23 protein-coding genes and 3 riboswitches are annotated in these 25,872 nt (G+C 39.2%); of the genes, 10 read left to right on the top strand and 13 right to left on the bottom strand.

All coding sequences use genetic code 11. The features are described from left to right. The first annotated feature begins 113 nt into the window (after positions 1–113). From IHV09_RS07225 to IHV09_RS07250, 6 genes are all read left to right on the top strand, one after another. Complete coding sequence (locus IHV09_RS07225; RefSeq protein ID WP_197127966.1) at positions 114–704, top strand: xanthine phosphoribosyltransferase; 591 nt, start codon at positions 114–116, stop codon at positions 702–704. Continuing rightward, positions 701–2,005: a nucleobase:cation symporter-2 family protein gene (locus IHV09_RS07230; RefSeq protein ID WP_197263966.1), complete on the top strand. Its 1,305-nt coding sequence runs from the start codon at positions 701–703 to the stop codon at positions 2,003–2,005. Before IHV09_RS07225 ends, IHV09_RS07230 begins: the two co-directional genes overlap by 4 nt. Positions 2,006–2,580: 575 nt before the next feature. Further along, positions 2,581–4,578 (top strand): bifunctional 2',3'-cyclic-nucleotide 2'-phosphodiesterase/3'-nucleotidase, encoded by a 1,998-nt coding sequence (locus IHV09_RS07235; protein ID WP_370568939.1) that lies wholly within the window; start codon positions 2,581–2,583, stop codon positions 4,576–4,578. Positions 4,579–4,745: 167 nt separating this feature from the next. After that, the gene (locus IHV09_RS07240) at positions 4,746–5,171 is read left to right on the top strand and encodes a VOC family protein (RefSeq protein ID WP_197127968.1); all 426 of its coding nucleotides are present in this window, start codon (positions 4,746–4,748) and stop codon (positions 5,169–5,171) included. A gap of 224 nt (positions 5,172–5,395) precedes the next feature. Beyond that, positions 5,396–6,781, top strand: coding sequence for an aldehyde dehydrogenase (locus IHV09_RS07245; RefSeq protein ID WP_197264156.1), 1,386 nt, complete (start codon positions 5,396–5,398; stop codon positions 6,779–6,781). Positions 6,782–6,981: 200 nt separating this feature from the next. Beyond that, positions 6,982–7,194: a hypothetical protein gene (locus IHV09_RS07250; RefSeq protein ID WP_197263967.1), complete on the top strand. Its 213-nt coding sequence runs from the start codon at positions 6,982–6,984 to the stop codon at positions 7,192–7,194. A gap of 323 nt (positions 7,195–7,517) precedes the next feature. On the opposite strand, the gene IHV09_RS07255 is transcribed toward IHV09_RS07250, so the two are convergent. Further along, on the bottom strand, positions 7,518–7,772 hold the full coding sequence (locus IHV09_RS07255; RefSeq protein WP_197263968.1) for a hypothetical protein: 255 nt from the start codon (positions 7,770–7,772) through the stop codon (positions 7,518–7,520). A 209-nt stretch (positions 7,773–7,981) separates the two neighbouring features. Here IHV09_RS07255 and IHV09_RS07260 point away from each other — a divergent pair, with 209 nt between their 5' ends. Beyond that, the gene (locus IHV09_RS07260) at positions 7,982–9,244 is read left to right on the top strand and encodes a YeeE/YedE family protein (protein WP_197263969.1); all 1,263 of its coding nucleotides are present in this window, start codon (positions 7,982–7,984) and stop codon (positions 9,242–9,244) included. A 44-nt stretch (positions 9,245–9,288) separates the two neighbouring features. On the opposite strand, the gene IHV09_RS07265 is transcribed toward IHV09_RS07260, so the two are convergent. Continuing rightward, a complete protein-coding gene (locus IHV09_RS07265; RefSeq protein ID WP_197263970.1) occupies positions 9,289–10,095 on the bottom strand; it encodes a serine hydrolase in 807 nt (268 codons plus the stop codon). A gap of 159 nt (positions 10,096–10,254) precedes the next feature. Here IHV09_RS07265 and IHV09_RS07270 point away from each other — a divergent pair, with 159 nt between their 5' ends. Beyond that, a complete protein-coding gene (locus tag IHV09_RS07270; RefSeq protein ID WP_197263971.1) occupies positions 10,255–10,395 on the top strand; it encodes a hypothetical protein in 141 nt (46 codons plus the stop codon). 31 nt (positions 10,396–10,426) lie between these two features. Here IHV09_RS07270 and metH read toward each other — a convergent pair whose 3' ends face one another. From metH to IHV09_RS22370, 11 genes are all read right to left on the bottom strand, one after another. Beyond that, entirely contained in the window at positions 10,427–13,879 is a 3,453-nt protein-coding gene (gene metH / locus IHV09_RS07275) for a methionine synthase (RefSeq protein ID WP_197263972.1), read from the bottom strand. Next, positions 13,872–15,722 carry a bifunctional homocysteine S-methyltransferase/methylenetetrahydrofolate reductase gene (locus IHV09_RS07280; RefSeq protein ID WP_197263973.1) on the bottom strand — a complete coding sequence of 617 codons (1,851 nt, stop codon included), beginning with the start codon at positions 15,720–15,722 and terminating at the stop codon, positions 13,872–13,874. Before IHV09_RS07280 ends, metH begins: the two co-directional genes overlap by 8 nt. 64 nt (positions 15,723–15,786) lie before the next feature. Beyond that, positions 15,787–15,902: riboswitch (SAM riboswitch) on the bottom strand. Between the two features lies 1 nt (position 15,903). Next, a complete protein-coding gene (locus IHV09_RS07285) occupies positions 15,904–16,542 on the bottom strand; it encodes an NAD(P)-binding protein (RefSeq protein ID WP_197263974.1) in 639 nt (212 codons plus the stop codon). A 15-nt stretch (positions 16,543–16,557) separates the two neighbouring features. Beyond that, a complete protein-coding gene (locus IHV09_RS07290) occupies positions 16,558–17,310 on the bottom strand; it encodes a sirohydrochlorin chelatase (protein ID WP_197263975.1) in 753 nt (250 codons plus the stop codon). Then, the gene (gene cobA, locus IHV09_RS07295; protein WP_197263976.1) at positions 17,311–18,096 is read right to left on the bottom strand and encodes a uroporphyrinogen-III C-methyltransferase; all 786 of its coding nucleotides are present in this window, start codon (positions 18,094–18,096) and stop codon (positions 17,311–17,313) included. Between the two features lie 12 nt (positions 18,097–18,108). Next, positions 18,109–18,330, bottom strand: a complete 222-nt coding sequence (locus tag IHV09_RS07300) for a DUF3906 family protein (RefSeq protein ID WP_066394287.1) — start codon at positions 18,328–18,330, stop codon at positions 18,109–18,111. Between the two features lie 15 nt (positions 18,331–18,345). After that, complete coding sequence (locus IHV09_RS07305; RefSeq protein WP_197263977.1) at positions 18,346–19,974, bottom strand: nitrite/sulfite reductase; 1,629 nt, start codon at positions 19,972–19,974, stop codon at positions 18,346–18,348. A 24-nt stretch (positions 19,975–19,998) separates the two neighbouring features. Further along, entirely contained in the window at positions 19,999–20,598 is a 600-nt protein-coding gene (cysC, locus tag IHV09_RS07310) for an adenylyl-sulfate kinase (RefSeq protein WP_197263978.1), read from the bottom strand. Further along, positions 20,564–21,760, bottom strand: coding sequence for a sulfate adenylyltransferase (sat, locus tag IHV09_RS07315; protein ID WP_197263979.1), 1,197 nt, complete (start codon positions 21,758–21,760; stop codon positions 20,564–20,566). The genes cysC and sat overlap by 35 nt, the downstream gene beginning before the upstream one ends. A gap of 26 nt (positions 21,761–21,786) precedes the next feature. Beyond that, positions 21,787–22,494, bottom strand: a complete 708-nt coding sequence (locus IHV09_RS07320) for a phosphoadenylyl-sulfate reductase (RefSeq protein ID WP_197263980.1) — start codon at positions 22,492–22,494, stop codon at positions 21,787–21,789. Positions 22,495–22,589: 95 nt separating this feature from the next. Continuing rightward, entirely contained in the window at positions 22,590–22,733 is a 144-nt protein-coding gene (locus IHV09_RS22370; RefSeq protein WP_286166257.1) for a YezD family protein, read from the bottom strand. Between the two features lie 300 nt (positions 22,734–23,033). Next, positions 23,034–23,138, bottom strand: a riboswitch (SAM riboswitch). 213 nt (positions 23,139–23,351) lie between these two features. Here IHV09_RS22370 and IHV09_RS07330 point away from each other — a divergent pair. Next, positions 23,352–24,251: a sulfite exporter TauE/SafE family protein gene (locus IHV09_RS07330; protein WP_197263981.1), complete on the top strand. Its 900-nt coding sequence runs from the start codon at positions 23,352–23,354 to the stop codon at positions 24,249–24,251. A 42-nt stretch (positions 24,252–24,293) separates the two neighbouring features. Next, a riboswitch (SAM riboswitch) is annotated at positions 24,294–24,398 on the top strand. Positions 24,399–24,514: 116 nt separating this feature from the next. Further along, positions 24,515–25,828: a homocysteine synthase gene (locus tag IHV09_RS07335; RefSeq protein ID WP_197263982.1), complete on the top strand. Its 1,314-nt coding sequence runs from the start codon at positions 24,515–24,517 to the stop codon at positions 25,826–25,828. The last annotated feature ends 44 nt before the right edge of the window (positions 25,829–25,872 follow it).

Consider the following 25,872-nt stretch of genomic DNA (forward strand, 5'->3'; position numbering starts at 1 on the left):
TATTGGGCTATTTATGTGTTCCGATTTTGTTATACCGGAGAATTGCTTCACTCGATCAGAGAGAAGGAGTTCTCCGGTTTTTTGTATTTAATAAAAAAGTATGAGGTGGGAAAATGAATTTTTTAGAAAAGAAAATTTGTGATGAAGGTATTGTTTTATCCTCGTCCGTTTTAAAAGTAGACTCGTTTTTGAATCATCAGATCGATCCTGAACTCATGGTTCAAATTGGTAATGAATTAGCGGATCGATTTATCAGTGAAGGAATAACAAAAATAGTAACGATCGAATCGTCCGGTATAGCACCTGCCGTTTTCGCAGGATTAAAACTTTCCGTTCCTGTTGTTTTTGCTCGTAAAAAGAAATCGTTAACCTTAACAGAAGGACTATTAACTTCAAGTGTTTATTCTTTCACAAAACAAGAGCAGAACGAGATTTCCGTTGCAAAGAAATTTATCCAACCAGGTGACAACGTGCTGATCATCGATGACTTTTTAGCACACGGTGAAGCAGCTCTTGGTCTGGCAGACCTTGTTAACCAAGCAGATGCTACAATAGCCGGTTTTGGGATCGTAATCGAAAAATCGTTTCAAGTCGGTCGTCAAAAACTTGAGGAAAAAGGATATCGTGTTGAATCGATCGCAAGAGTTAAAGAAATGAACACAAATGGGATAACGTTCATCCAATCTGAGGTGATGTCTTCATGAAGAAGGGTAAAGTGGTTTCTCTAGGTATACAACACGTTCTAGCAATGTATGCAGGAGCGGTTATCGTACCACTAATCGTAGGAAGTGCTTTAAAATTATCTCCTGAACAACTAGCTTATTTAGTTGCCATCGATCTACTAACATGTGGATTAGCTACTCTTATACAAGTTTGGCAGAATCGTTTCTTTGGAGTAGGTCTTCCTGTTGTTTTAGGCTGTACGTTTACAGCTGTAGGGCCAATGATCGCGATTGGTGGACAGTATGGGATGAGTGCCATTTATGGTTCTATTATTGCGGCAGGATTGTTCGTTGTTATTTTTGCTGGAGCGTTCGGAAAAATTCTTAAGCTGTTTCCTCCAATCGTTACCGGAACCGTAGTTACGATAATTGGAATAACTTTAATCCCAGTCGCGATCAAAGACATGGCGGGTGGAGCGGGAAGCGAAAACTTTGGCTCACCACAAAACTTAATTCTTTCTTTTGGCGTTTTAGCATTCATCCTCCTTTTATATCGTTTTTCTAAAGGTTTCATTCGATCCGTATCTATTCTATTAGGTCTAATTGCCGGAACTCTTGCTTCATCATTTCTCGGTTTAGTGAATTTCACACCAGTCATGGACGCCTCATGGGTTCATATGCCAAAACCCTTTTATTTTGGAGTTCCAACCTTTGAAATCGGTGCGATCATCACAATGATTTTAGTTGCAATCGTAAGTTTGATTGAGTCTACAGGGGTGTTTATGGCTTTAGGTAAAATATGTGATAGAGATTTAACACCGAAAGACTTAACAAAAGGATATAGAGGGGAAGGACTTGCTATTATATTAGGTGGAATCTTTAATGCCTTTCCTTATACGACATATTCACAGAACGTCGGACTTGTTCAGTTATCTGGCGTTAAAGCAAAGCAGGTAATCTATGTTGCAGGAGGTATGTTAATCTTCCTTGGTTTGATGCCAAAAGTTGCTGCACTTACAACATTAATTCCAACAGCCGTAATGGGCGGAGCGATGGTTGCCATGTTTGGGATGGTGTTTGCTTCAGGTATTAAAATGCTCAGTGAAGTAAACCTTGCCAAACAAGAAAATCTTCTCATTATTGCTTGTTCCGTAGGTATGGGATTAGGCGTAACGGTTGAACCTAAACTTTTCAAAAGTCTTCCTGAGAGTATTCAGATTCTCACAGAAAATGGAATCGTAGCTGGGAGTTTGATGGCTGTTACATTAAATCTTTTATTTAATACCAAGTCTAAAAAAGTGATCGTTTCTCACGTGCAAAAAAGCCAGAAGGAAGCGGTATAAACGAAGAAGCGGCTATGATCCTCACTGAAACCAGTGGATGATAGCCGCTTCTTATGTTTGATGTGGTCTAATTTTTCCTTTTTCGATTTTGTTCTCTTCGATGTCATCAAATTATACATCTCGGGATGTGCAAAAGCACTTCTTTCCAGAATAGGATTTCGTTTTCCTTCACGAACACTTCTTTCTCTTATTTTCTTTGCTTTTGATTTTGCCATTTTCTTCATTCCTTTCAATTCACTCAATGGAAGTTAATGGATGATACAAGATTACTATACTATATTTATACGATGAAAAGATACACGTTGTGTAGAAATGCACAGAATCTTGAAAAAACAAGCTAGTATTATCAGAAAAGGAAGATTATAATCTTCCTTGGGACCAAAATGTTAGGATTTTCGGATAATTCATGTAAGTTGCTTTGAATAGCTTTTGTTTTTCGCCTCATCCACAGTTGATTGAAGTGGAAGATGCTTCTAAAGGCACGTAGCTAAAGGAGGCATATATTCGAAGTAACAGATGATCCTCCTTGATCTGACCAGTTAGTCTCAATCATATGAAATAAAGGGGTTATTGTTGTGAATAAAAATGTTAAGAAAGTAGCTTCACTTACTTTAGCTATCAGTCTATTAAGTTCACCTTTAGCTGGCCAAGCCATCGCTAAAATGCCAGCAAAACACAAAAGTAAAGTTAACCTCAGAATCATGGAAACAACAGATATTCATACAAACCTACTTAACTTCGATTATTACAAAAATGCAGCATCTGAAAACGTTGGTTTAGCAAAGACAGCTACACTTGTTAAGACAGCTCGAGAAGATTTAAAGTACAGTCAGAACAGTGTGTTAGTCGATAATGGAGACCTCATCCAAGGTACACCACTCGGCACATATAAAGCAAAGATCGCTCCATTAAAAGACGGGGAAGTTCATCCGGCCATCGCAGCTATGAATCTTATGGATTATGATATGGCAACACTAGGAAACCATGAGTTCAATTACGGACTTGATTTTTTAGCAGAAACGTACGATGATGCTAACTTTCCTTTTGTAAACGCTAACGTGTACGTGGATGATCATGATAATAATCCTAAAAATGATGTAAACAAATACTCACCATACAAAATTGTAAAGAAATTCGTTAGAGATGAATACGGCAGACCGAAGCTTTTGAAAATTGGTTATATTGGTTTCGTGCCACCGCAGATCAACGAATGGGATAAATCACACCTTGATGGGAAAGTAATTACGAAGAATATCATTGAAAGTGCAGAAAAGTTTATCCCGCAGATGAAGAAAAAAGGTGCAGATATTATCATCGCACAAGCTCACTCTGGCTTTAACGGAAGTGAAGCGAACACAGAAGATGTTATCTATTCCCTCAGCAAAGTAAAAGGGATCAGTGCCATCACATTCTCACATACACATAAAATATTCCCAGCAGCTGATGAGAAATCATTAGATGCGTTGTTTAAAGATGCTAAGGGCAATATTCTTCCTGGGATTGATAATGCGAAAGGTACGATTAACGGTGTGCCAGCTGTACAAGCAGGATATGGCGGAGGATCACTTGGTCTGATCGACTTAACCCTTCAACAAGATCGTGGAAGATGGAAAGTCGTTTCTTCTCAGTCTTCAGTTAGAAGTGCAGCTACCGTTAAACCAGACGAAAAAGTGGTGAAGACTGTAAAAAATGTACATGATGCAACGATCAAGTACGTAAACACACCAATCGGTTCAACGACAGACGATATTCATAGCTTCTTTGCACTCGTTCAAGATGACCCATCTGTTCAAGTCGTAACGAATGCTCAGAAATGGTACGTAGAAAAATACATCTCGTTAAACAAACCAGAATACAAAGATCTTCCTATTCTTTCCGTTGGAGCACCATTTAAAGCAGGAAGAAATGGCGTTAGTGAATTTACTGAGATTCAAAAAGGACCACTAACGATTCGCAGTGCAGGTGACCTCTACCTGTATGACAACACGTTAAAAGCACTTAAAGTAAAAGGATCTGTTGTAAAAGAGTGGTTAGAAATGTCCGCTGGTAAATTTAAGACGATCGATCCTAACAAAACAGAAGCACAAGAACTCTTAGATGCAGGTTTCCCTGTTTATAACTTTGATGTAATCGACGGCGTTCATTATCAAGTAGATGTAACGAAAGCTCCTAAATATGACAAAAACGGAACAGTGATCAATGCTGATAGCAATCGTATCGTGAATCTATCGTACGATGGAAAAGCAGTCGATCCTAGCCAAGATTTTATTGTAGTAACTAACAATTACAGAGCGGGTGGCGGCGGAAACTTCCCAGGTGTAAAAGGCAGCGAATATATAGTTGACTCTGCTGATGAGAACCGTCAGATCTTAATGGATTACATTACAGAGATGAAAGAGATCACACCAACTGCGGACAATAATTGGTCGATTGCTCCGATTGGCGGAAATGCTAACGTAACGTTCTTATCGTCACCGAACGGTCAAAAATATACAAGTGAGACTGGCAAGATTCAATACACGAACAAAACAGACGCAAACGGATTTGGAATTTATAGTATTGATTTAAAATAAAGAAGAGTAAAGAGAGCCTAAATGGTTCTCTTTTTTATATGGATAAGAAGGTGTAAATCAGTTTTAGTAGAAATATAAAAATTGTAGCAAAGATAAATAAAGTTTGATACAATAAAAACGAACAAATGTTCTTGTGTCGAAAAAATGAGACGATGAGGTGCTAAAAAATGATTGTAGCAGTGAATCCTTATGTAGTAACAAATGGAAACGGAAAAGAAGCAGTAGAGTTTTATGTAGACGCTTTTAACGCAGAGCTTATCTCACTTCAAACATTCGGAGAGATGCCAGAGGATCCTAATCATCCACTTCCAGAAGAAGCAAAGGACCGCGTAATGAACGCTCAATTTAAAGTAGGCGATACTGTTATGATGCTTTCTGATAATTTTCCAGGGATGCCTTATAACATTGGAAATCAAGTAACCATCGCGATTCAAATCGATTCAGTGGATTCATCCAAACAAGTTTTTGAGAAACTCTCTAAAGAGGGTAAAGTGACAATGCCTTTACAAGAAACATTCTGGAGTCCATCGTATGGCCAAGTAACAGATAAATATGGTGTAGAGTGGCAAGTTTCTGCCGTTCCTCAAGACTAAATACAAATTAAGCAGACCCTTTCTTTTACATGGAGAGGGTCTTTTTGTTTAGTTCTCTTTTTTAAAGGTTATTTTAGTAATGTATCATTATAATAAATGAGAAAGTCAAAATGATTGACTACCTATCATAAACATATTATAGTGATTTCACTAATACATGTTCATAAGTTTAAACACTTAATTTTATGTTGTAGGAGGCGTAAAGCTTGAATCAGCCAAACACGATGAAAGATAGCACAAAGGAATCAATTGATAAACTTGTACTTGCTCAAAGAACTTACTTTCGAAGCGGTGTAACTCGATCATATGATTTCCGTATGAAAGCTTTAAACAACCTTTCAAAGCTTGTTAGAAACAACGAAGCGAAGATTCTTCATGCATTAAAGACAGATTTAAATAAATCTGAAGCAGAAGCCTATACAACGGAGATTGGCTTTTTATTAGAAGAGATTCGTCACACTCAAAAACATCTCAAAAAATGGATGGAACCTAAAAAAGTAAAAACAGCAAAAACCCATATTGGCTCAAAAGGGTATACCATCGCCGAACCTTATGGCGTAACATTAATCATCGCACCCTGGAACTATCCATTCCAACTGCAACTTGCTCCATTAATCGGTGCTATCGCAGCTGGTAATACGGCTATTTTAAAACCATCCGAACTTACTCCACAAACGTCAAAACTATTGGATGAATTGATCAAAGAATACTATCATCCTGACTTTATTGCAGTCGTAGAAGGCGGAGTTGAAACCAATCAGATCTTGCTCGATCAACCATTGGATTATATATTCTTCACAGGCAGCGTACCTGTAGGTAAAATTGTGATGGAAGCGGCAAGTAAGAGACTTATTCCTATCACATTAGAACTAGGTGGTAAGAGCCCTTGTATTGTAGATGAAACAGCAGACCTTAAGCTTGCTGCAAAGCGAATAGCGTTCGGTAAGTTCACGAACGCTGGACAAACATGTATAGCACCAGACTATATCTATCTACACAAAAACATACGTCAACCATTCATTGAGACATTTAAAGAAGTAATCAAAGAATTTTACGGAGAAAACCCACTGCAAAACGAAGAATTCGGTAAGATCGTAAATGATCGTCATTTTAATCGTTTAAAAGGTTACTTATCAGAAGGAGAAATACTTTTCGGTGGTCGATACGATGAAATCAGTGAAAAGATTGAACCAACTTTAATAGCACCATCTGACACTTCATCACCTGTTATGACTGATGAAATCTTTGGACCCATCTTTCCAGTCATGGAATACGAAAATATTGAAGAAGTAATCGAATTTGTTGTAGAACGTCCAAAACCACTCGCACTATACCTTTTTACGATTAACAAAGATACTGAAGAAAAAGTAGTGAGTAACATCTCATTTGGTGGTGGATCGATCAACGATACATTGATGCACATCGCCACACCATATCTGCCGTTTGGTGGAGTAGGAGAGAGCGGGATTGGAAGTTATCATGGTGAATCCAGTTTCGTGGCGTTTTCTCATAACAAAAGTGTGCTCAATCAAACGAACAAATTCGACTTTAGTTTTCGATACCCGAACGCAAAACTCGGCTTGAAAATCATTAAAAAGTTAATGAAATAAAGCTTATTTCTAGACGCTATCATTTGAGATAGCGTCTTTTTGTGTGCAAAAGTGCCAAAAACCCGACTGGAGAACAAGTGTTCGCTTTAATAAAAGTAAGTGAATAAAGAAGTAGATTGGTATGCGAAAAAAGAAGTGCACCATGAGTATTACTACCATTATTGAACGTTATCAAAGCGGAGATCGCTTTAGAGGCAAATGTGACAGCAAGATATATCAATAGAGTTCTGCAACAACATAACGTTGAAAGACAACCACACAGCAGTTGGTTGAGTCGTTATACAGTGAATGAAAATTACTTCAAAACATGGTCATCTATGGCATATGTATTAGGTATTTTTGCAGCAGATGGTTGTTTGCCAAAAGATTTGCAATTGGTAAGTTTTTCACAAAAAGATCCTAAAATCCGATGAAGAGTTTCAACTGAAATTCAATTCTGTATGTAATGAAAAGAAAATTTAGTTAAGAAAACACCAATCGCAACTTTTGGATTGGTGTTTGTATTTTGAAAGACACATAACAAGAGGAAAGTGTTCATTTAAATAATCAATAGTAAGTTAATTATTTTTAACTAGTTAACGTAATATCTATTCTCGGTAACTATGTAAAACATAATGAAACAAGTATCAAAACCAAAGATTACTTAAGATAGTGAGATGAAAACGAAAATTTTTAGATGTTAAGCTATGTAATTTGCCACATCTTAAAATTCACTTCAAGACGCAGCAAAATTTTATTATCTTTTTCTATACTGCGAATTTCTCTGACCACCAAACAAACTACTTTTCTTACAATGATGAATGCTTGATTCGATACAACAATTCGATGACTCTTCTCTGAACCCTTCAATGGTTGGTGTCGGTGAAATAAACAATGAGGCTGTATTGATTGTAATCGTCCCTGCAGAAATTAACGGCGTAATTGATCGTAAGACGATTGAAACTGATTCACCTGGAAACAACTCCCAATCCTGCTCTTTGTAAATCGTCATCGCAAGAAAAGCAATCTGTATGAAATCTATTTCTTCTTTTAGCCATTTTGCAGTCTCCCTTCATCCCTATTCATATTATTTAATGAAAGATCTCACTTTTTCGACATGGACAATAGTGGAATAAATCGAAATAACTTTTCATATTTATGGATTCATAGTATAATGCTTTAAATCCGACATAACTCATAGGATTTGGAGGTTTTATAGTTATGGAACAAAAAGAGACTTATCTTTCATCAAATAAACAACGAGCATTTCAACCTACCACTGTTGTTGCGAAATTACAGCCTATGCAAAGGACTTACGTAATTTTTGGAGTCCTTGCAGCAATGGTTTTGCTTTTATTTACAATTAAAGTTGCGAACTGGACACAAGGTAGCCTTTTTATAATTGGGTTAGCGCTTGGTGGAGCTTTACTATATGCACGATTCGGCTTTACTTCAGCATTTCGTAGATTGGTATCAGTCGGCAACGTTCAAGGACTTCAAGCACATATGCTGATGCTTGCAGTTGCAACCACTTTATTCGCAATCATTTTAAGCACAGGTTTTAGTTTTACTGGGACAGATCCTAAAGGATACGTTTCACCTGTTGGTGTAAGTGTAATCTTTGGTGCCTTTTTGTTTGGTATTGGTATGCAGCTTGGAAATGGCTGTGCATCTGGTACGCTTTATTCATTAGGCGGTGGCTCTTCATCAATGGTTTTGACTCTACTTTCCTTTATTGCAGGCTCATTATTGGGAGCTTATCATTTTACATTCTGGATGGAAGAAACACCTTCATTCAAGCCGATTTCCCTTGCTGAAACAACTGGTTTTGGATACTTTGGTGCTTGGATACTTCAGATGGCACTATTTGCATTGATCTATTGGATTACAATATTAATATCTAAAAAGAAAAATCCTCCAATGATGAAGCCTCTTCCTACTACTGTTGGTTGGAAAAAGATTCTTCGTGGATCTTGGCCGTTGTTTACTGCTGCAATTGTTCTTGCTTTACTTAATGCTTTAGTATTAACGATCAGAGGAAATCCTTGGGGTATTACATCAGCATTTGCACTATGGGGTGGCAAATTCTTAATGGAAACTGGCGTGGATGTTTCCAGCTGGGGTTATTTTGCTGGACCTAATGGCGAAGCTCTTACTAAGAGTGTTCTCACTGATTCTACGAGTGTTCTTAATTTCGGTATCATGCTAGGCGCTTTTATCTCGGCATCATTTCAAGGAACTTTTAAGCCTGGAAAAATCAAGCCAGGAGTAGCCGGTGCTTCTATTGTTGGTGGTCTATTAATGGGATATGGTGCAAGATTAGCTTTCGGTTGCAATATTGGGGCATACTTTGGTGGCATTGCCTCATTTAGTCTTCATGGCTGGGTCTGGGCTGTAATGGCGATGTTCGGCACCTTTTTAGCACTGTTTATCAGACCTTTATTCGGATTGAAGAATCCTAAATCTACAGATTCAATCTGTTAATATAGAAAAAGCTAATGGATTACAAGCATCCATTAGCTTTTTTCTTATCTTGAAACCTCAAATAGTAGTTGTCCGATTTTCCCCATAATCCGCTTTGGTTCAGTTCGGTTTGGAACGTTTTTACTCAATATAGAAATTGCGTATGTATGACCTGGAAAATAGAATAATCCTACATTATGTTCCACCCCTGAAACATAGCCTGTCTTGTGAGCTGCTTCCCAATTCGGAATCATTCCAATTGCACCTTCTTCATTTGGAAGTAAACTCGGAAGTAAATCATTCATCTTCTGTTGTTTAAGAATCTTGATCATCCTGTCACATGCATTCATGGAAACAACTCTACCTGATGCTAAATGGATTAAAAACTGATTTATTTCATTCGGTGTTATAACGTTGAATTCACCAGGTTTTCTGTCGGGTGAAAATTGCAGCTTGTGATTCAGTTGGCTCGTTCTGAATCCCCATCCTGTCATATGTGATGCTATGTTTTCTATACCTACTAAATCAATCAAGACATTTGTTGCAGTATTATCACTTTCAATAACCATTAGCACAAGTAGATCATAAATTGTCCATTCCATACCTGCAGATAAATGCTTCAAAATACCATCGCCAGGTACAAAGTCTTCTTCATGAATTTGAATTTTATCCTTTAAACGGCACTTTCCTTCATATGCGTGTGCAAAAACAGCAGCCATGATAGGAACCTTTATAATACTAGCAGCATAGAAGGATTCATTTTCTTGAAAAGCAAAACTCTCTTTTGTTTTAAGATCATACAAAGAACAACCATACATCCCTTTGCCAGAAGATAATAATTCAGATAATGACTGTTCGATTTGATTTATCATACCCGCTTCCCCGCTTTCTTCAACACGCGTTCTTTTAATTTATACCTGTATGAATTTTTTAAAAAAGTCTCATTTACAAAATTCAGAATCAAAAATAGACTGAAGACGTTACGAGTTCAATGTTTTGTTAATAAAAAATACATTTAAGGAGCGATAATCTTGAAGGAACAGATTTGTATTGTCGGAAGCGGTACCTCTGGTTTACAGCTTGCTTATGCTCTTAGAGATGCTTTTCAAGTTACGGTTATTTACTCTCATTCTCCAGAAAAGATACGTACTGGACGAGTTATGACGATGTAAAGCACCTGAAACTTCAATCAGGTGCTTTATTCTAACTTAAAACATTAAAATACCTTGCTTCAGGATGAGCAAAAACAATCGCAGAAACAGATGCTTCTGGCTCCATCATGCACCCATCGGTCAGTTGAATACCAATATCTTCTGGCTGTATCAGTTTAAATAACTTTTGCTGATCTTCTAACTCTGGACAAGCCGGATAACCGAATGAAAACCTTTGTCCCTGATAACGAGCGGAAAATCGTTCTCTCATTGTAAAATCTACCGAGTCAGGAAAGCCCCAGCGATCTCGCATCTGTTGGTGAACAAGTTCGGCGAACCCTTCTGCCGTTTCTAAAGCTAATGCTTGAAGTGCATGGCTCTCAAGAAATCGTCCTTCTTTCTTATATTCTGCAGCAAGTTCACGAATACCTGTACCTGCTGTAACTGAAAAGAATCCAACATAGTCCATTTTCCCGCTTTCTTTTGACCGTAAATAATCTGCAATGCAAAGATAAGGCTCTTTGTTTTGTCTTGGGAATTCAAAAGTTTCTATGACTGTTCTTTGATCAATTGGATCATAGATCAGAATCTTTTCTCCATCACTTTGTGCTGGAAAGAATTGATATAGAGCTGAAGGTTGAATCAAATTCTTTTCTTTCGCTTCTTTTAACAGAAGATCAATCAATGATTTCATTTCAAGGGTCCGCTCGTCCTTTTCTTGAAGCAACCTAGTTATTTTACCTTTTATGCCAAGATGATGTCCGAGCAGCATCTGTAGATTGATATAAGGCTGAATATGTGAGAGTGAGTAGTTTTTTAAAATGTGTCTTTCCGTATCGTTCGGAACAAAAACGGGAGCAGTTCTTGAAACCTTTGATCGGACTCTAACAGCAGTTGCAACCCCTGCAGAGCTTTCATTGATTTCAGAGTTTAGAGCTATTGTTTTTTTTCTCTCCGCAAACTCCACAGCCAGTCGATCGAACTCTTTTGGTGTTTGAATCTGATTGGCAAACGAGAGACCTTCCATCGCATCTTTTGCATAAAGAACCATTCCTTCGTATTCCTTCGATATCTTCGTGTCTGTGAACTTTCTTGATAATGCAGCACCGCCAACTAAAATGGGTGTTGAGATTTTCGCTTCTCTCATATCGTTTGCCGTTAACACCATCTGTTGAGCAGATTTCACGAGCAATCCTGAAAGTCCGATAATATTTGGTTTTTCTTTTTTAATCGCTTCAATTAACGTTTGTGACGTTACTTTGATCCCTAGGTCTACCACCTTAAATCCATTGTTGCTTAGAATGATGTCTACAAGGTTTTTACCGATGTCATGAACATCACCCTTAACTGTAGCAAGTAACACTTTTCCTTTTGAAGCAGATTCATCATTTCTTTCCATGTAAGGTTCGAGATAAGCAACGGATGCTTTCATGACTTCTGCACTTTGCAGGACTTCTGCAACGATTAACTGGTTCTCATTGAATAGTCTTCCCACTTCTTTCATGCCATCCATTAATGGTCCATTGATGATGCTTAATGGAGTAGCATACTTTTGTAATGCGATCTCTAAGTCTGGAATTAATCCTTCCTTCGTACCCTCTAAAATATAATAGTGTAGTCGCTCTTCTAAACTCATATCAGGCAGCTGGGATTTTGTTTCTTTCTTCTTTCCTCTATAAAAGTCTGTAAAAGCAGATAATGCTTTTTCTGTTGTTCGAAATAATAGATTTTCTGCCATCTCAATTTCTTCCGGTGCAATGGAAGCAAAACGTTCAAGCTTTTCGGTATTCACGATGGCATAATCGAGTCCCGCTCCTGTGCAATTGTAGAGATACACTGCATTTAATACTTCACGACCTACCGGTGGCAATCCAAATGATACGTTACTGACTCCTAAAATGGTTAAGGATTGTGGAAAGTGTTCCTTGATCAGGCGAATCCCTTCAACCGTTGCGTTCGCTGAGCCGATGTATTGTTCATCACCCGTTCCAACGGGAAAAACGAGTGGATCGAATATGATGTCTGAAGGTGAAACGTTATAGTTATTCACTAAAAGGTCATACGATCTCTTAGCGATTTCCAGTTTTCGTTCTGCAGATACACCCATACCTGTTTCATCTATCGTTCCAACCACTACTGCCGCTCCATATTTATGAAGAAGCGGGATCACTTTTTCAAAACGTTCTTCACCGTCTTCTAAATTAATAGAATTGATGATGGCTTTACCCTGTGAATACTTTAAAGCGAGCTCGATAACATCTTCATCAGTAGAATCAATCACAAAGGGAATTTTAACCTTCTTAACTGCTTCTTTCATAAACGCTTCCATATCACTTAATTCATCTCGATCAGGGTCAGCTAAACAAACGTCGAGTACATGAGCACCGCCTTTTACTTGAGCCCTTGCAATTTCAGCCGCTTCTTCAAACTTCCCTTCAGCAATCAACCGTTTGAATTTTCGTGAACCGATAACATTTGTTCTTTCTCCTACCATGATCGGTCTTAACGTTGGGTCATCGTAAATGAATGGTTCGATTCCTGAAACCATATGAGTTTCGTTTACTTGCAAGTCACGTGGTTGATAGTTCTTCATAGCTTTTGATAATGCTTTAATATGAGCAGGTGTCGTACCGCAGCAACCACCCACCACATTCAGCCATCCTTTTTCTGCAAACCCAGATAGTTTAGTAGCCAATGAGTCTGGTGTTTCATGATAATTTCCTTCTTCATCTGGTAGTCCTGCATTCGGATAACAGCTCACTGCTGATGTAGACAGACTTGATAGAGAGCGAATGTGATCCTGCATGAATTCAGGTCCTGTTGCGCAGTTCAACCCAACGGCAAGAGGATTCATGTGTTTTAACGATATATAAAAAGCCTCAATTGACTGACCCGCAAGTGTGGTTCCCATTGGCTCGATCGTTCCAGAAACCATGAGCGGGATTCTTTTTCCCGTTTGTTCAATAGCTTGCTCAATTCCTAGAAAGCCAGCTTTTACATTTAGCATATCTTGGCTTGTCTCTAAGATAAGAAAATCTGCACCTCCGTCAATCAATCCTCGTGCTTGTTCAGCATAAGCATTTCTTAACGAATCAAACGTCGTTCCGCCCGTAACACTGAGCGTTTTTGTCGTTGGTCCGAGTGAGCCCGCAACAAAACGTGGCCAGTGTTCTGTTGAAACAGCATCAGCTGCTTTTCTTGCAATTTCTGCTCCAAGCTTATTGATCTCATATGCTCTATATCCTAGTTCGTATTCATCCAGTACAAGATTCGTGCCGCCGAATGTATTCGTTTCAATGATATCAGCGCCCGCCTCAAGATATTTATAATGAATGGATTCGATAACATGGGGTGCCGTTACATTTAAATACTCATTACAACCGTCATACGCTTCACCGCCAAAATCTTCTGGAGTGAGATTGGCTTCTTGAAGCATCGTTCCCATCGCGCCATCCATGATTAAAATCTTTGATTTTAGCTGTTTTTCTATTGATGACTTAGGCATTCTGTGACCTCCTGGATAAAAGTGATGGAGAGTTCGCTCGTGTATATCGTGCTAATTCAACGGTTAGTTCGTAACGCATAAATGGTGTGATCAAGTAGATGCCGTTAAAGAGTTCCATAGCTGTGTCTAATAACGACTTCGCAATTGATAAGCCTTCTTCGCACGCTTGTTTTGGATCATCTGTATACTTACCCATGCGGTCACGCACAGCGTTCGATAGTTTGATGCCGGGAACTTCATGATGAAGAAACTCTGCGTTGCGGGAAGAGGTTAAAGGCATGATTCCAATATAGATCGGTTTATCAATATGTTTTGTTGCCTCATACGTTTCAATAAGTCTTTGCTCTGAAAATACAGGCTGGCTGATAAAGTAGTCTGCACCGTATGCAATTTTCTTCTCTAACCGCTCAACGGCTTTATCGATGGATCGGATGTTAGGGTTAAAAGCAGCTCCTACAGTGAAAGATGTTTTTTCTCCAAGCTCTTTTCCTGATAGAGATAATCCTTCATTAAACTGTTTGATGAGCTTGATCAGTTCAAATGACGTGACATCATATACAGAAGACGCACCTGGGAAATCTCCGACGCTTGCAGGATCTCCCGTTACAGCGAGTATTTCATGAATGCCCTGCGTGTGAAGCCCCATTAAATGAGACTGAAGACCGATTAAATTTCTATCGCGACACGTAATATGAACGAGCGGGCGAAGATTAAGTTGGGATTGGACAATCGACCCTAATGCAGCGTTACAAACACGTGGTGATGCAAGTGAATTATCAGCGAGGGTAAGTGCGTCGATTCCCGCTTTTTTTAACGCCTTTGCTCCTTCCATAAAACGTGACGTATCTAATTTACGTGGTGGATCTAATTCAACAATTATGGATTGCCTTTTCTTTACTTCTTCACTTAGAGGTACATAGTTAGATTTTGATGCTGATTGAATCACAATCTTTCGTTTTCTTTGTTTCACTTCTTTTTCTGTTACAGGTGCTAAGTTTTTTAGTTCACTAGAGAAGGCATGTATATGAGCAGGTGTCGTACCACAGCATCCTCCTAATAGACGAACTCCTTGCTGCCTGAACAAATGGGCACATTCTTTAAAATAGTCAGCATCCCCCTCATAATTAAAACGGCCATCTGTATAAGAAGGAAGCGATGCATTAGGAAACGCTGAAAGAATTGCCTGATCCGGTAATGCAACTTCCTCAAGCGTCATCAGCATGTGATACGGCCCTAGACGACAGTTTAATCCCACAACATCAGCACCAATGTTCTCTAAAGAGGTCAAAGCTTCTGAAATGGGAGTGCGGTCCTGCATAAAGCCGACCTCCTGTAATGACACTTGAGCAATAATCGGAAGTGATGTTTCTTTTCTAGCAATCTTTAAAACCGTTTCTAGTTCTTCTAGGTCATAATAGGTTTCTAATTGGATGCCATCTACATTCTCCATCAACAAACAATACAGCTGCTCGCGAAAACTGCGCTTGATCTCATCAAGAGAAATGCTATTTGGTTTTATACCGCGTATGCCACCGATCGTACCTACAACATATTCTTTATGAGCAGCTTTTCTGGCGATCTGAACAGCCGCTTTATTAATCTCTTTTACGTGATCTTGAAGCCCATAGCGTTCGAGCTTTGAATAGTTCGCTGCATACGTATTGGTTTGAATGATATCAGCACCTGCATCTAAATAAGCACGATGGATATTATAGATCTGCTCTTCTTGAGAAAGATTTAACTCTTCGTAACAAAAGTCGGATCCGTACGAATACAGAAGGGTTCCCATCGCCCCATCACCGATTAATATCTTGTTTTGTTTTAAGTCTGTGATTAAACTCATGACTGCCTCCTATATAAAAAATAAAAAGCCTTCTATTAAAGAAGACTTTTTGAGCGTCGGGGTCTTCTTATCTTTACAAGTTCAACAAACCGAACTTGCAGGAATTAGCACCTTTTCAGCTAGTAGCTGCTGGTTGCTGAGGTTTCATAGGGCCGCTCCCTCTACCTCTCTTGATAAGGATTTATTCATTTATTGGTTCGTTTACTAAATTGCGATCTATTTTCTTTAATAATTCCTGTTTATACGCGCGTTGCTTTTCTTCGTTATATAAAAAGGACCGATCTGTTAGCTTTGTTAATAAGTCTTTTCGATTTTTTTCCGGATATTCCTTCTTAATGATCGATCTGCATTGAAATAAAAAATTTAAATACGTTTCATAGTCTTCACTGTATTTTTGTTGAAGCTCTTTTTTTATCGATTTAGATAAACTTGGACTAGCTCCAGAAGTAGAAACTGATAAAATGAGTTTCCCTCTCTTTACGACACTAGGAACAATAAAGTTGCCCAGGTCTGGTTGGTCAACAACATTCACAAGCTGTTTCGAACTTGTTTGTTCTGCAATCCAAGAATTAATCTCTTTACTATTGGTTGCAGCAATGATTAGAAACGCTTCTTCCAAATCAGCACGTTCCACTTCTCTTTCGATCCAAGTCAGCTTTCGTTCAGCATGCAATTCTTGAATTTCATTAAGAGCTGCTGGGCTGATTACTGTAATTTTTGCCTCTTCATTCAATAGATCATTAATTTTACGATGTGCTACTAGACCACCGCCAGCTACTACAACCGTTCTACCAGACAAATTTATGTGAATAGGATACATAGCATTCCTCTCTTTTTAAGAACATGCATACTTCTTTGTTTCAAGTGTTTCATGTATTCGTGTGAGTAAAACGTCTTTAAGGATAGGATGGTAGCCAAGCGTCTCACAAAGAGTTACGTTTTGTGTGGTTTGCTGCTGATAGCGAATTATCGTATGTTTTATTCCATTTATTAATAGTCCTGAAAATAGAAGGTAAGGCACCACGATAACTTGCTCATATAATTCACTGCTACTCCAAAGTGCTTCTTCAAAACTTGGTTCTGAACCAGTTAAAAAACAAACTTGAATACTAGGAATTCCATAATGATCTTGAACGTTAGATGCTATTGCTTCTAGGTCCCGCTTTACATCTAGATCGGTGCTACCTCTGCCCACTAGAAGGATATGTGAATTTTTTCTTAACGTAACCGCGCTTTTAATGATCTTCTCCCATAACAAATGTGAAATGGCTTGATGTACACCGAAAGGACGTCCGTAATTCACTTCAACTTCTGGATAAGTAGTCTGCAGTTGCTGAAGCTCATTCGGTATGTCTATTTTTATATGGTTCGCACTTAATAAGAACACAGGAATGACAGAGATGCTTGTAGCTCTTTTTTCTATACAGGTTTCAAAACCTTGAGTGATAGAGGGTTCACTAAGCTCTAGAAAACAAATCTCCTTAATGGGCACATCAATTTGTGCCATACACAGTCTCACAAATTCTTCTGCTTCCATACGTCCTTTTTCCAGTCTTGTACCGTGACAGATAAAGAGCAATGCCTTCACTTATAAAGCCTCTCTTACGTCAGCAAGCTTATTCCGTTCATCGTTCAGCTGTTCAAACCATTTCAGTTCACTGCGAAGACGAACGACCTCACCAACAATGATCATACTAGGATTTTCAATATGTTCTCTAACCACAATATCCTCAATCGTATCGAGTGTACCTGTAACGGTTCGTTGACTTTCTAAGGAACCCCATTGAACGAGAGCAACCGGTGTTTCTTTACTTTTTCCGTTTTTTGTTAACTGTTCACAAATATAACCTAGGTTGCCCACTCCCATATAGATTGCTAATGTATCAATACCGTTCGCTAGACTTTCCCATTTCAGTTCATCTTCTTCGCCTTTTTTACGATGACCTGTGACGACCGCATAGCTTGAAGCCATGTTTCGATGCGTAACAGGAATACCCGCATAAGCGGGTGCTGCAATCCCTGATGTTATCCCTGGAATGACCTCAAACGGTATGCGGCTTTTGGCAAGTGTTTCTGCTTCTTCTCCTCCTCTTCCAAACACGAAGGGGTCGCCACCTTTTAGGCGAGTTACTACTTTTCCTTTCTGAGCGTGTTTAACTAAGAAACTGTTGATCGTCTCTTGCTTCATGAAATGGTAGTTTGGCAGTTTACCGCAATAAATTAAATCGCATTCAGGTTTTGCATAAGAGAGCAATTCTTTGTTCACTAATCGATCATATAAAATGACATCCGCTTCCTGAATACAACGCAGACCTTTTACGGTTATCAACCCTGGATCTCCCGGACCAGCTCCGACAAGATACACTTTTCCCATCATCATCACTCCTTAAGGATTTAAAATCGTTTCACGTTCATAGAGCACAAAGCCGTTCCCCGTACGAATTCGTTTCTTTTCATAAAGAGAGATCTCATCAACTTCAGGCTGTTTCAAAAAGTACTTTTCGAGCTCGATGTCAACCAACTGAAAAGCCTGTTCATCTGTTGAAGCGGCTATCACAACAGGAATAACCTCTGATTTCAAAATTACTTCAAAACGGTATAAATACATAGCAAGACCCCCTTTTTATGAGACTTTTTCTTCTAACTCTTCTGCGATTCGGTCCAGTTCTATTTGAAGATGTTCCAACCCGACACGGTCTATATAATCAAAAAAGCTTTCGGATGGAAGTTTCTTTTCTTTAAATATAGTAAGGAATCGTAAAAGTACCTCGTCAAGTGAATCTGCATGAAACTTTCCTTTAAGCTTTTCGTTAAACTTTCCGCCATCATCAAGTGTGCCTCCTACATAAATCTCAAAGGCTTGAACCATCTTTTTCTCTTTCGTTTTTAACAATACACCTTGAAGACCAATATCTGCGATCTGACGCTGTCCGCATGAGTTAGGGCAGCCAACCATATGAATGCGAACAGGAACATCGAGTGTTATTTTTTGATCAAGGTTCTCAGCGATTTTACGCATCCTTTCTTTCGTTTCAACGAGTGCTAAGTTGCAGTACTCGATCCCTGTACAAGAGACGGAATGTCCTATAAATGAAAGAGGCTGAGTAGTAATACGTTTGAAAATGCTCTCTTTTAAAAGCAAGTCGACGTTTTCGTGTTTCACATTTGGAATAATTAAGTTTTGAGAATTTACCGTTCGAATTTCACCGTTTCCGTATTTCTTAGCAATTTCAGCAAGCTCTAAAACTTCATCAGCATGAAGTCGACCAACAGGTACGTTAAAGCCGATATAACTTAATCCGTCTTGCTTTTGAGAATGAACGCCATAGAAGTAACCACCGTTCCAAGTTTTAAGAGCATCTCTTCCTTTAGAGTGAAGCGGTCCGGTATATTCTAATAGCTTTTCTTTGAATTTATCTGGTCCCCAATCGGCCATTAAGAATTTCAGACGTGCAAGGTGTCGTTTTTCCCGATAACCGTAGTCACGGAAAATCGTAGTAATTGCGATCGACACTTCTTTTACCTGATGCGGTTCAATAAACACATCAAGGGGCTGTGCTAAGAATGGTCTAGATGAAAGACCGCCGCCGATCTTTATGTGAAAGCCAGGAATCTCTTTATCTTCAATTTCCTTAAAAGCTGGAGTATAGGCCACACAGTTGATCTCAGCATGAGCACTATTGTTTACATTTGAACTAATGGACATTTTGTATTTTCTCGGCAAATTAGAGAAATCTTCATTATGCTGAAAGAACTCATAAACTTCCTTTACAATTTCAGTGGTATCGAAGAGTTCGTGTGGATCGATGCCCGCGATTGGGTTCCCCATGATGTTTCTTGTGATGTCCCCGCATGCACCCGCGCTCGACAACCCAACTCCTTCTAACCGATTAAAGATATCTGGAATCTCTTCAATCGTCAGCCAGTGAAATTGAATGGCCTGTCGTGTCGTGATATCGAATACGTCTCTTCCGTAATCTTTGCAAATATGAGCCAATGCTTTTACTTGTTCATAACTTAAAATGCCAGATGGAACATTGACTCTCATCATAAAATAGCCATCTTCTTTAGGACGCTGCAGATAGAGTCCTGCCCACTTGAAACTATCCCATTCTTCTTTCGGGATAGAGGAGAAGCCGTTTTCTGCGTAATAAGGAATATCTTCAAATATTTTTAAGCCGTCTTTTACGAGCTTTTTTTGTTCGGTCTTATTAATCTTCGGATTTTCTGCCCACGTCTTTTGATATGCCATTCTCTCATTCTCCTTTTTATTTAGTTAAATCAGCTTCCTTTTTTCCAGAAGATTTAAGATGCTCTCTACAATCTCAGAAACGCTTTGTTCGTTAGTATATATGGTGAAATCTGGTGAAATCGGTTCTTCATAAGGTGAATCAATTCCAGTAAAGTCAGGAATTTCACCTTTTCTTGCTTTGCTATATAAACCTTTTGGATCTCTTTTTTCACATTCTTCAATCGGACATGAAACAAAAATTTCTATAAATTCCTCTTCTGAAACGATTCTTTTCGCCATTTCCCGATCTTGTATAAAGGGAGAGATAAAAGCTGTAAGTACGACTGTTCCGTTATCTACAAAAAGCTTTGATACTTCAGAAATGCGTCGAATGTTTTCACTTCGATCTTCATCAGAGAATGAAAGATCGCGGTTTAATCCATTACGAATGTTATCTCCATCCAATACATAGTTTCGAATGTTTCTCTCGTAAAGTTCTTTTGCGAGCGCATTGGCGATAGTTGATTTGCCAGAACCTGAGAGACCTGTAAACCAAAGTACAAAACTTGAATGGTTGTTTTGTTTTCGCCTAGCTTCTTTTGAAATTGAACTATCGTGCCAAATGATATTGTGCGGTTTGCTCATTTGAATCTCCTATTCTATGATTTGCATCATTTCGATTTAGTCCATTTATTAATACCTCTACTACTTCTTTTCGGCTGAACGTACTAGGTGGAAGTTCTCCATTACGAAGAAGCTCTCTTACCTTAGTTCCAGATAAGATGACATGTTCTTCCGTTGGGTGTGGACATGTTTTCGAAGAAGCCATACCTTCGCATTTATTGCAATAAAAGCTATGTTCGAAAAACAACGTTTGGATGCCGATCTCATCTTCTGTAAACTGTGAAAAGATCTCTTGTGCTTCATACGTTCCGTAATAATTTCCTACTCCAGCATGATCGCGACCTACGATAAAGTGTGTGCAGCCGTAATTTTTTCTGACGATCGCATGAAAAATGGCTTCACGAGGACCTGCATATCGCATCGCTGCAGGAAATACAGCAAGAAACACGCGGTCAATAGGATAATAGTTTTTTAGAAGAACATGATAGCTTTCCATTCGAACATCAGCTGGTATATCATCAGACTTTGTTTCACCAACGAGTGGGTTTAAGAAAAGACCGTCTACAATTTCAAGTGCAGCTTTTTGAATATATTCATGAGCACGGTGAACGGGATTTCTCGTTTGAAAACCTACTATGGTGCTCCAACCTAATTCGTTAAATCGTTTTCTCGTTTCACTCGGATCGAGATGATACTCTTGAAACAAATTTTTCTTAATACGTCGAACTAGTGTAATCTCGCCACCTACATAAACAGAATGTCGTTCGAACAGCTTCTTAACTCCTGGATGATTTTGGTCGGATGTCTTATAAACTCGCTCTGCTTCAATTTGTTTAACAGGAGTATAAACATCACCTACTTTAAGAATCCCGTAGGTTACACCATCGTATGTTAAACGAACTTCTTCACCTCTTATAAGTGTTGATGCTGTATCAGAATCTACCGGTAACGTGATGGGCAAGCTCCAAACCGTTCCATCGCTGAGCCTTATATCGTGGACAACGGATTGATAATCTTTTTGGTTTAAAAATCCTGTTAAAGGACTATAAGCTCCAATCGCAATCAATTCAAGATCGCTGAGTGCAGTTGCATCAAGAATAATTTCTTTTTTAAGGTTGTAATGTGGTGTTTCAGGCTTGAACCGAGTGATTAATTGCCCTCCATGTGGTTGAATCGTACTCATAATGCCTCTCTCCTCCTAGTATTTCTCTATTTATTCTCGTGAAGCCCGCATTCTCGTTTTTCTGTACCTGACCATCGACCGGCACGAAGGTCGTCTGCGTTAACAGCTGCCTGTGTACATGGCTCGCAGCCTATACTTGGATACCCATTGTCGTGTAGTTTGTTATACGGCAAGTCATGTTTATGTGCATACCGCCATATATCCTTCCACGTCCAATGAATGAGCGGACAAATCTTGATGCTTTTAAATCGCCCATCCCGATTAACAAATTGCGTGTTCTGGCGGGTAGGTGACTGTTCACGGCGTAGACCTGAAAGCCAGGCTGTTACTCCGTTTAGTTCTTCTTCTAAAGGAATCACTTTTCGAATCGTGCAGCATTGATTAGGATTTAATTTCCAAAGCTCTTCACCGTGCTTACTCGCCTGTTCTTCAAGAGATAAAGCCGGTGTTTTCAATTTGATGCGAAGAGATGGATATCTTTTCTTCGCTTCTTCAATCACTTTATACGTTTCTAGAAAATGCAGATGGGTATCAAGGAAAACAATTTGAGCATCACGCTTTATTTGATGAACAAGATCCACTAAGACGCTTCCTTCAATTCCGAAGCTACACGCATAAACCAGATCATCTTCATACGTTTCATAAGCCCACTTCAAAGCATGCAGCGCGCCTTTTGTGGGGTTTTCACTATCAAAATCACGGGTTTTTTCGTCCCATGTTTCGTACGTTAGCAATCTGCTACCTCCTTTTCGCCATAAAAAAAGCGGCTTTAACGTTTTTAGGGCTTTGCCCATTCGTTAAAACCGCCTCTAGTTTTCTAGTCAGCGAACTATTTAATTCTTACCTTCTCGTTCTTTTCAAGCTGAATCACTTTTCCATCTTGAACGACTAAAGTGATTGATCCAAATTTAATACTGCTCAGCATTTGTTGAAGCTGAGGAAGAAAATCGTTTGCACTATTTTCGTTCGCCACTCCACTGCCTCCCTTTCTAACATTCATATCTTTTCAAAGGCTCTTCTTAAAAAGTTGTTGTTTTTTGTTGATTTATGTTTTGGCTTCATTGAAAAGTTGATTGGAGTGCAAGGTGCGAGACTCCTGGGGGATCAGCGGGACAGGTGAGACACCTAAGGACACAAAGTGTCGAGGTGGCTCACCGCACGCCCCCCGGAAAGCGAGCATCCTGGAACGGATATCAACCACTTTCAAGAGCAACAAAAGCCAAAAAACAAAAAAACCTTCCCATTTCGGAAAGATAGTGGAGGTAAACATATTACCTTATCTTCCAAAATGTAAATACATTCTGCTGGAGTTAGCACCTTACAATCGCAGGTTGCCGGGTTTCATCGGGCCAGTTCCCTTCACCACTCTGGATAAGAGTTTAAATTTTATAAAATCATAACATATCTGAAAATGATATCAAGACCTATTTTTTCATTTTTCTATTTTTACAAAAAATTTAAACAAACAGTTGACTTTTTATGTTTTTGAATCATATAGTATTAACTAAAATTTAATCCGTATCGCTGATCGGAAAACCGAAGGCTCTTAACATCACTTGTTAAGGGCCTTTTTATTTTGAGGAGGAAAAGTATGAAAAAGTTGATTGTATTAGCTCTAATTGGTCTTTTTGCACAGTTAATTGATGGATCACTCGGTATGGCTTATGGAGTTACATCTACATCTTTGCTGTTAGTAGCTGGAATTGCTCCTGCAGCTGCATCTGCGTCCGTACATCTTGCTGAAGTCGTTACCACTGCGGCATCCGGCGCTTCTCATATTAAGTTTGGAAACGTTGATCGCCAAGTCGTTACTCGCTTAATTCTGCCGGGTTCGATCGGCGCATTTGTAGGTGCTTGTTTTTTAAGTAATCTGCCTGGCGATTTAATAAAGCCGTATATCTCAATATTTCTAATTCTCCTCGGTATATATATCTTATATCGTTTTTTGTTTAAACTTGGAGAAAAGAAAGCAACAGCAAATGGTAAACCCTTTACAAAGAAACAACTTATTCCACTTGGATTATTAGCAGGTTTCTTAGATGCTACAGGTGGAGGAGGCTGGGGCCCGGTCACCACTCCAGTCCTAATGGCAAAACAAGACATGAAAACTAGGAAGGTGATCGGTTCTGTAGATACAAGTGAATTTGCTGTAGCAGTATCTGCATCAGTCGGATTCTTCATCGCACTCGGCTGGGAACAAGTTGAATGGCTATGGGTCGGTGCATTGATGCTAGGAGGAGTGATTGCGGCTCCTATTGCTGCATGGCTAGTGCGACTCATTCCCTCTCACATACTCGGAGTACTTGTTGGTGGATTGATTATTATCACCAATACCCGCACCCTTCTTCATACACTAGGGGTTTCACATAACATGTTGTTACCAATCTACTTTGTTCTTGCTGCTTTTTGGGCAGTTGGAGTTATTTATGCAGTTAAAAGTAATCCGGAAAATAAAAATCCGAAATTTTTAAAAAATTCAGTTGACTATTGATAATGACCTATGTATTATAAATCTTAATTCAATATTCAAATCTTCTTATCCAGAGAGGCTGAGGGACTGACCCTATGATGCCCGGCAACCAGCGGAAACGCATGGTGCTAATTTCAGCAGAACAATTAATGTTCTGAAAGATGAGACTTCGATCGGGTGAAATCATCGGGACCTCTTCTTTTGGAAGAGGTCTTTTTTTCTGGGATAAGTTGAAACTGAATGCGATTGGATACAAAAAAATGACGTTGAGGAGAGATTTGAAAATGACTGATCAAAATGCAAAAAGACAGTATGGGTTTGAAACGATTTCTTTACATGAAGGTCAAAAAGTTGATCCGACTACAGGAGCTCGTGCTGTTCCGATCTACCAGACCACTTCCTATCAGTTCAATTCAACAGAGCACGCAGCGAACTTATTTGCCCTCAAAGAGTTCGGAAACATATATACGCGTTTGATGAATCCAACGCAAGATGCGTTTGAACAGACCATCGCAAAACTTGAAGGCGGTGTTGGTGCTCTTGCTCTTGCTTCCGGTCAGGCAGCCATTACAAATGCTATATTCAATATCGCTGGCTCTGGTGATGAAATCGTCGCTTCTACCTCTCTATATGGTGGAACGTATAACCTGTTCTCTGTCACTCTCCCCAAGCTCGGCATCCATACACAATTTGCTGAAATTGATAATCTTCAATCGTTTAAAGATGCTATTACAGAAAAAACAAAAGCCGTATACATTGAGACCATCGGGAATCCAAAAATTGATGTAGCCGATATTCAAGCGATTGCTGACATCGCACATGACGCAGGAGTTCCTCTTATTGTAGATAATACGTTGGCTACGCCTTACCTTTGTCGCCCGATCGAACATGGAGCGGATATTGTTGTCCATTCTGCAACAAAATTCATCGGAGGACATGGTACTTCAGTAGGTGGAGTTATCGTCGATTCTGGAAAATTTGATTGGAGCAATGGGAAATTCCCAGGCTTGACTGAGCCAGATCCAAGCTATAAAGGAATTGTGTATACGGATGCATTTGGTCCACTTGCTTATATTCTAAAAGCACGTGTTCAGCTGCTTCGAGATCTAGGTTCGTCTATCGCACCGTTCAACTCCTTTCTATTTATTCAAGGATTGGAAACACTTGCTCTGCGTATAGAACGTCATGTTGAAAATACATTGAAAGTAGCGAAGTTCCTAGAGAGTCATCCATCGGTCGATTGGGTAAATTACGCAGGGCTTCCAAGCAGCCCTTACTATGAACTTGCCCAAAAATACCTCCCTAAAGGCGCGGGTGCAATTTTAACATTCGGGGTTAAAGGCGGTGTAGACGAAGGTAAAAAGTTGATCGAAAATGTTAGCATCTTCTCTCACCTGGCAAACGTGGGAGATTCAAAATCATTGATCATCCATCCAGCTAGCACCACTCATCAACAACTATCTGAAGAAGAACAAAGAAAATCAGGCGTAAGCCCAGAACTAATCCGTCTTTCGATCGGAATTGAAACAGTAGATGATCTAATCTATGACTTAGATCACGCATTAAAAGCGATCTCACTTTCTCCAAGTGGATTGTAGATTACAACGATTAAGCTGTTCAAGAAATCCTTTGAGCAGCTTTT

Origin of the sequence: Fictibacillus sp. 23RED33 (assembly GCF_015903925.1) — a bacterium.
Taxonomy (GTDB): Bacteria; Bacillota; Bacilli; order Bacillales; family Fictibacillaceae; genus Fictibacillus; species Fictibacillus phosphorivorans.

Excerpts from the sequence above, each read along its gene's own strand:
- IHV09_RS07330 (WP_197263981.1), top strand. The coding sequence starts at position 23,352 with ATGAAAAAGTTGATTGTATTAGCTCTAATTGGTCTTTTTGCACAGTTA.
- metH (WP_197263972.1), bottom strand. The coding sequence starts at position 13,879 with ATGCCTAAGTCATCAATAGAAAAACAGCTAAAATCAAAGATTTTAATC.
- IHV09_RS07245 (WP_197264156.1), top strand. The coding sequence starts at position 5,396 with ATGAAAGATAGCACAAAGGAATCAATTGATAAACTTGTACTTGCTCAA.
- IHV09_RS07280 (WP_197263973.1), bottom strand. The coding sequence starts at position 15,722 with ATGAGTTTAATCACAGACTTAAAACAAAACAAGATATTAATCGGTGAT.
- IHV09_RS07225 (WP_197127966.1), top strand. The coding sequence starts at position 114 with ATGAATTTTTTAGAAAAGAAAATTTGTGATGAAGGTATTGTTTTATCC.
- IHV09_RS07260 (WP_197263969.1), top strand. The coding sequence starts at position 7,982 with ATGGAACAAAAAGAGACTTATCTTTCATCAAATAAACAACGAGCATTT.
- IHV09_RS07285 (WP_197263974.1), bottom strand. The coding sequence starts at position 16,542 with ATGTATCCTATTCACATAAATTTGTCTGGTAGAACGGTTGTAGTAGCT.
- IHV09_RS07255 (WP_197263968.1), bottom strand. The coding sequence starts at position 7,772 with ATGACGATTTACAAAGAGCAGGATTGGGAGTTGTTTCCAGGTGAATCA.
- IHV09_RS07230 (WP_197263966.1), top strand. The coding sequence starts at position 701 with ATGAAGAAGGGTAAAGTGGTTTCTCTAGGTATACAACACGTTCTAGCA.
- IHV09_RS07335 (WP_197263982.1), top strand. The coding sequence starts at position 24,515 with ATGACTGATCAAAATGCAAAAAGACAGTATGGGTTTGAAACGATTTCT.
- sat (WP_197263979.1), bottom strand. The coding sequence starts at position 21,760 with ATGAGTACGATTCAACCACATGGAGGGCAATTAATCACTCGGTTCAAG.
- IHV09_RS07305 (WP_197263977.1), bottom strand. The coding sequence starts at position 19,974 with ATGGCATATCAAAAGACGTGGGCAGAAAATCCGAAGATTAATAAGACC.
- IHV09_RS07300 (WP_066394287.1), bottom strand. The coding sequence starts at position 18,330 with ATGTATTTATACCGTTTTGAAGTAATTTTGAAATCAGAGGTTATTCCT.
- IHV09_RS07240 (WP_197127968.1), top strand. The coding sequence starts at position 4,746 with ATGATTGTAGCAGTGAATCCTTATGTAGTAACAAATGGAAACGGAAAA.
- cysC (WP_197263978.1), bottom strand. The coding sequence starts at position 20,598 with ATGAGCAAACCGCACAATATCATTTGGCACGATAGTTCAATTTCAAAA.
- cobA (WP_197263976.1), bottom strand. The coding sequence starts at position 18,096 with ATGGGAAAAGTGTATCTTGTCGGAGCTGGTCCGGGAGATCCAGGGTTG.
- IHV09_RS07265 (WP_197263970.1), bottom strand. The coding sequence starts at position 10,095 with ATGATAAATCAAATCGAACAGTCATTATCTGAATTATTATCTTCTGGC.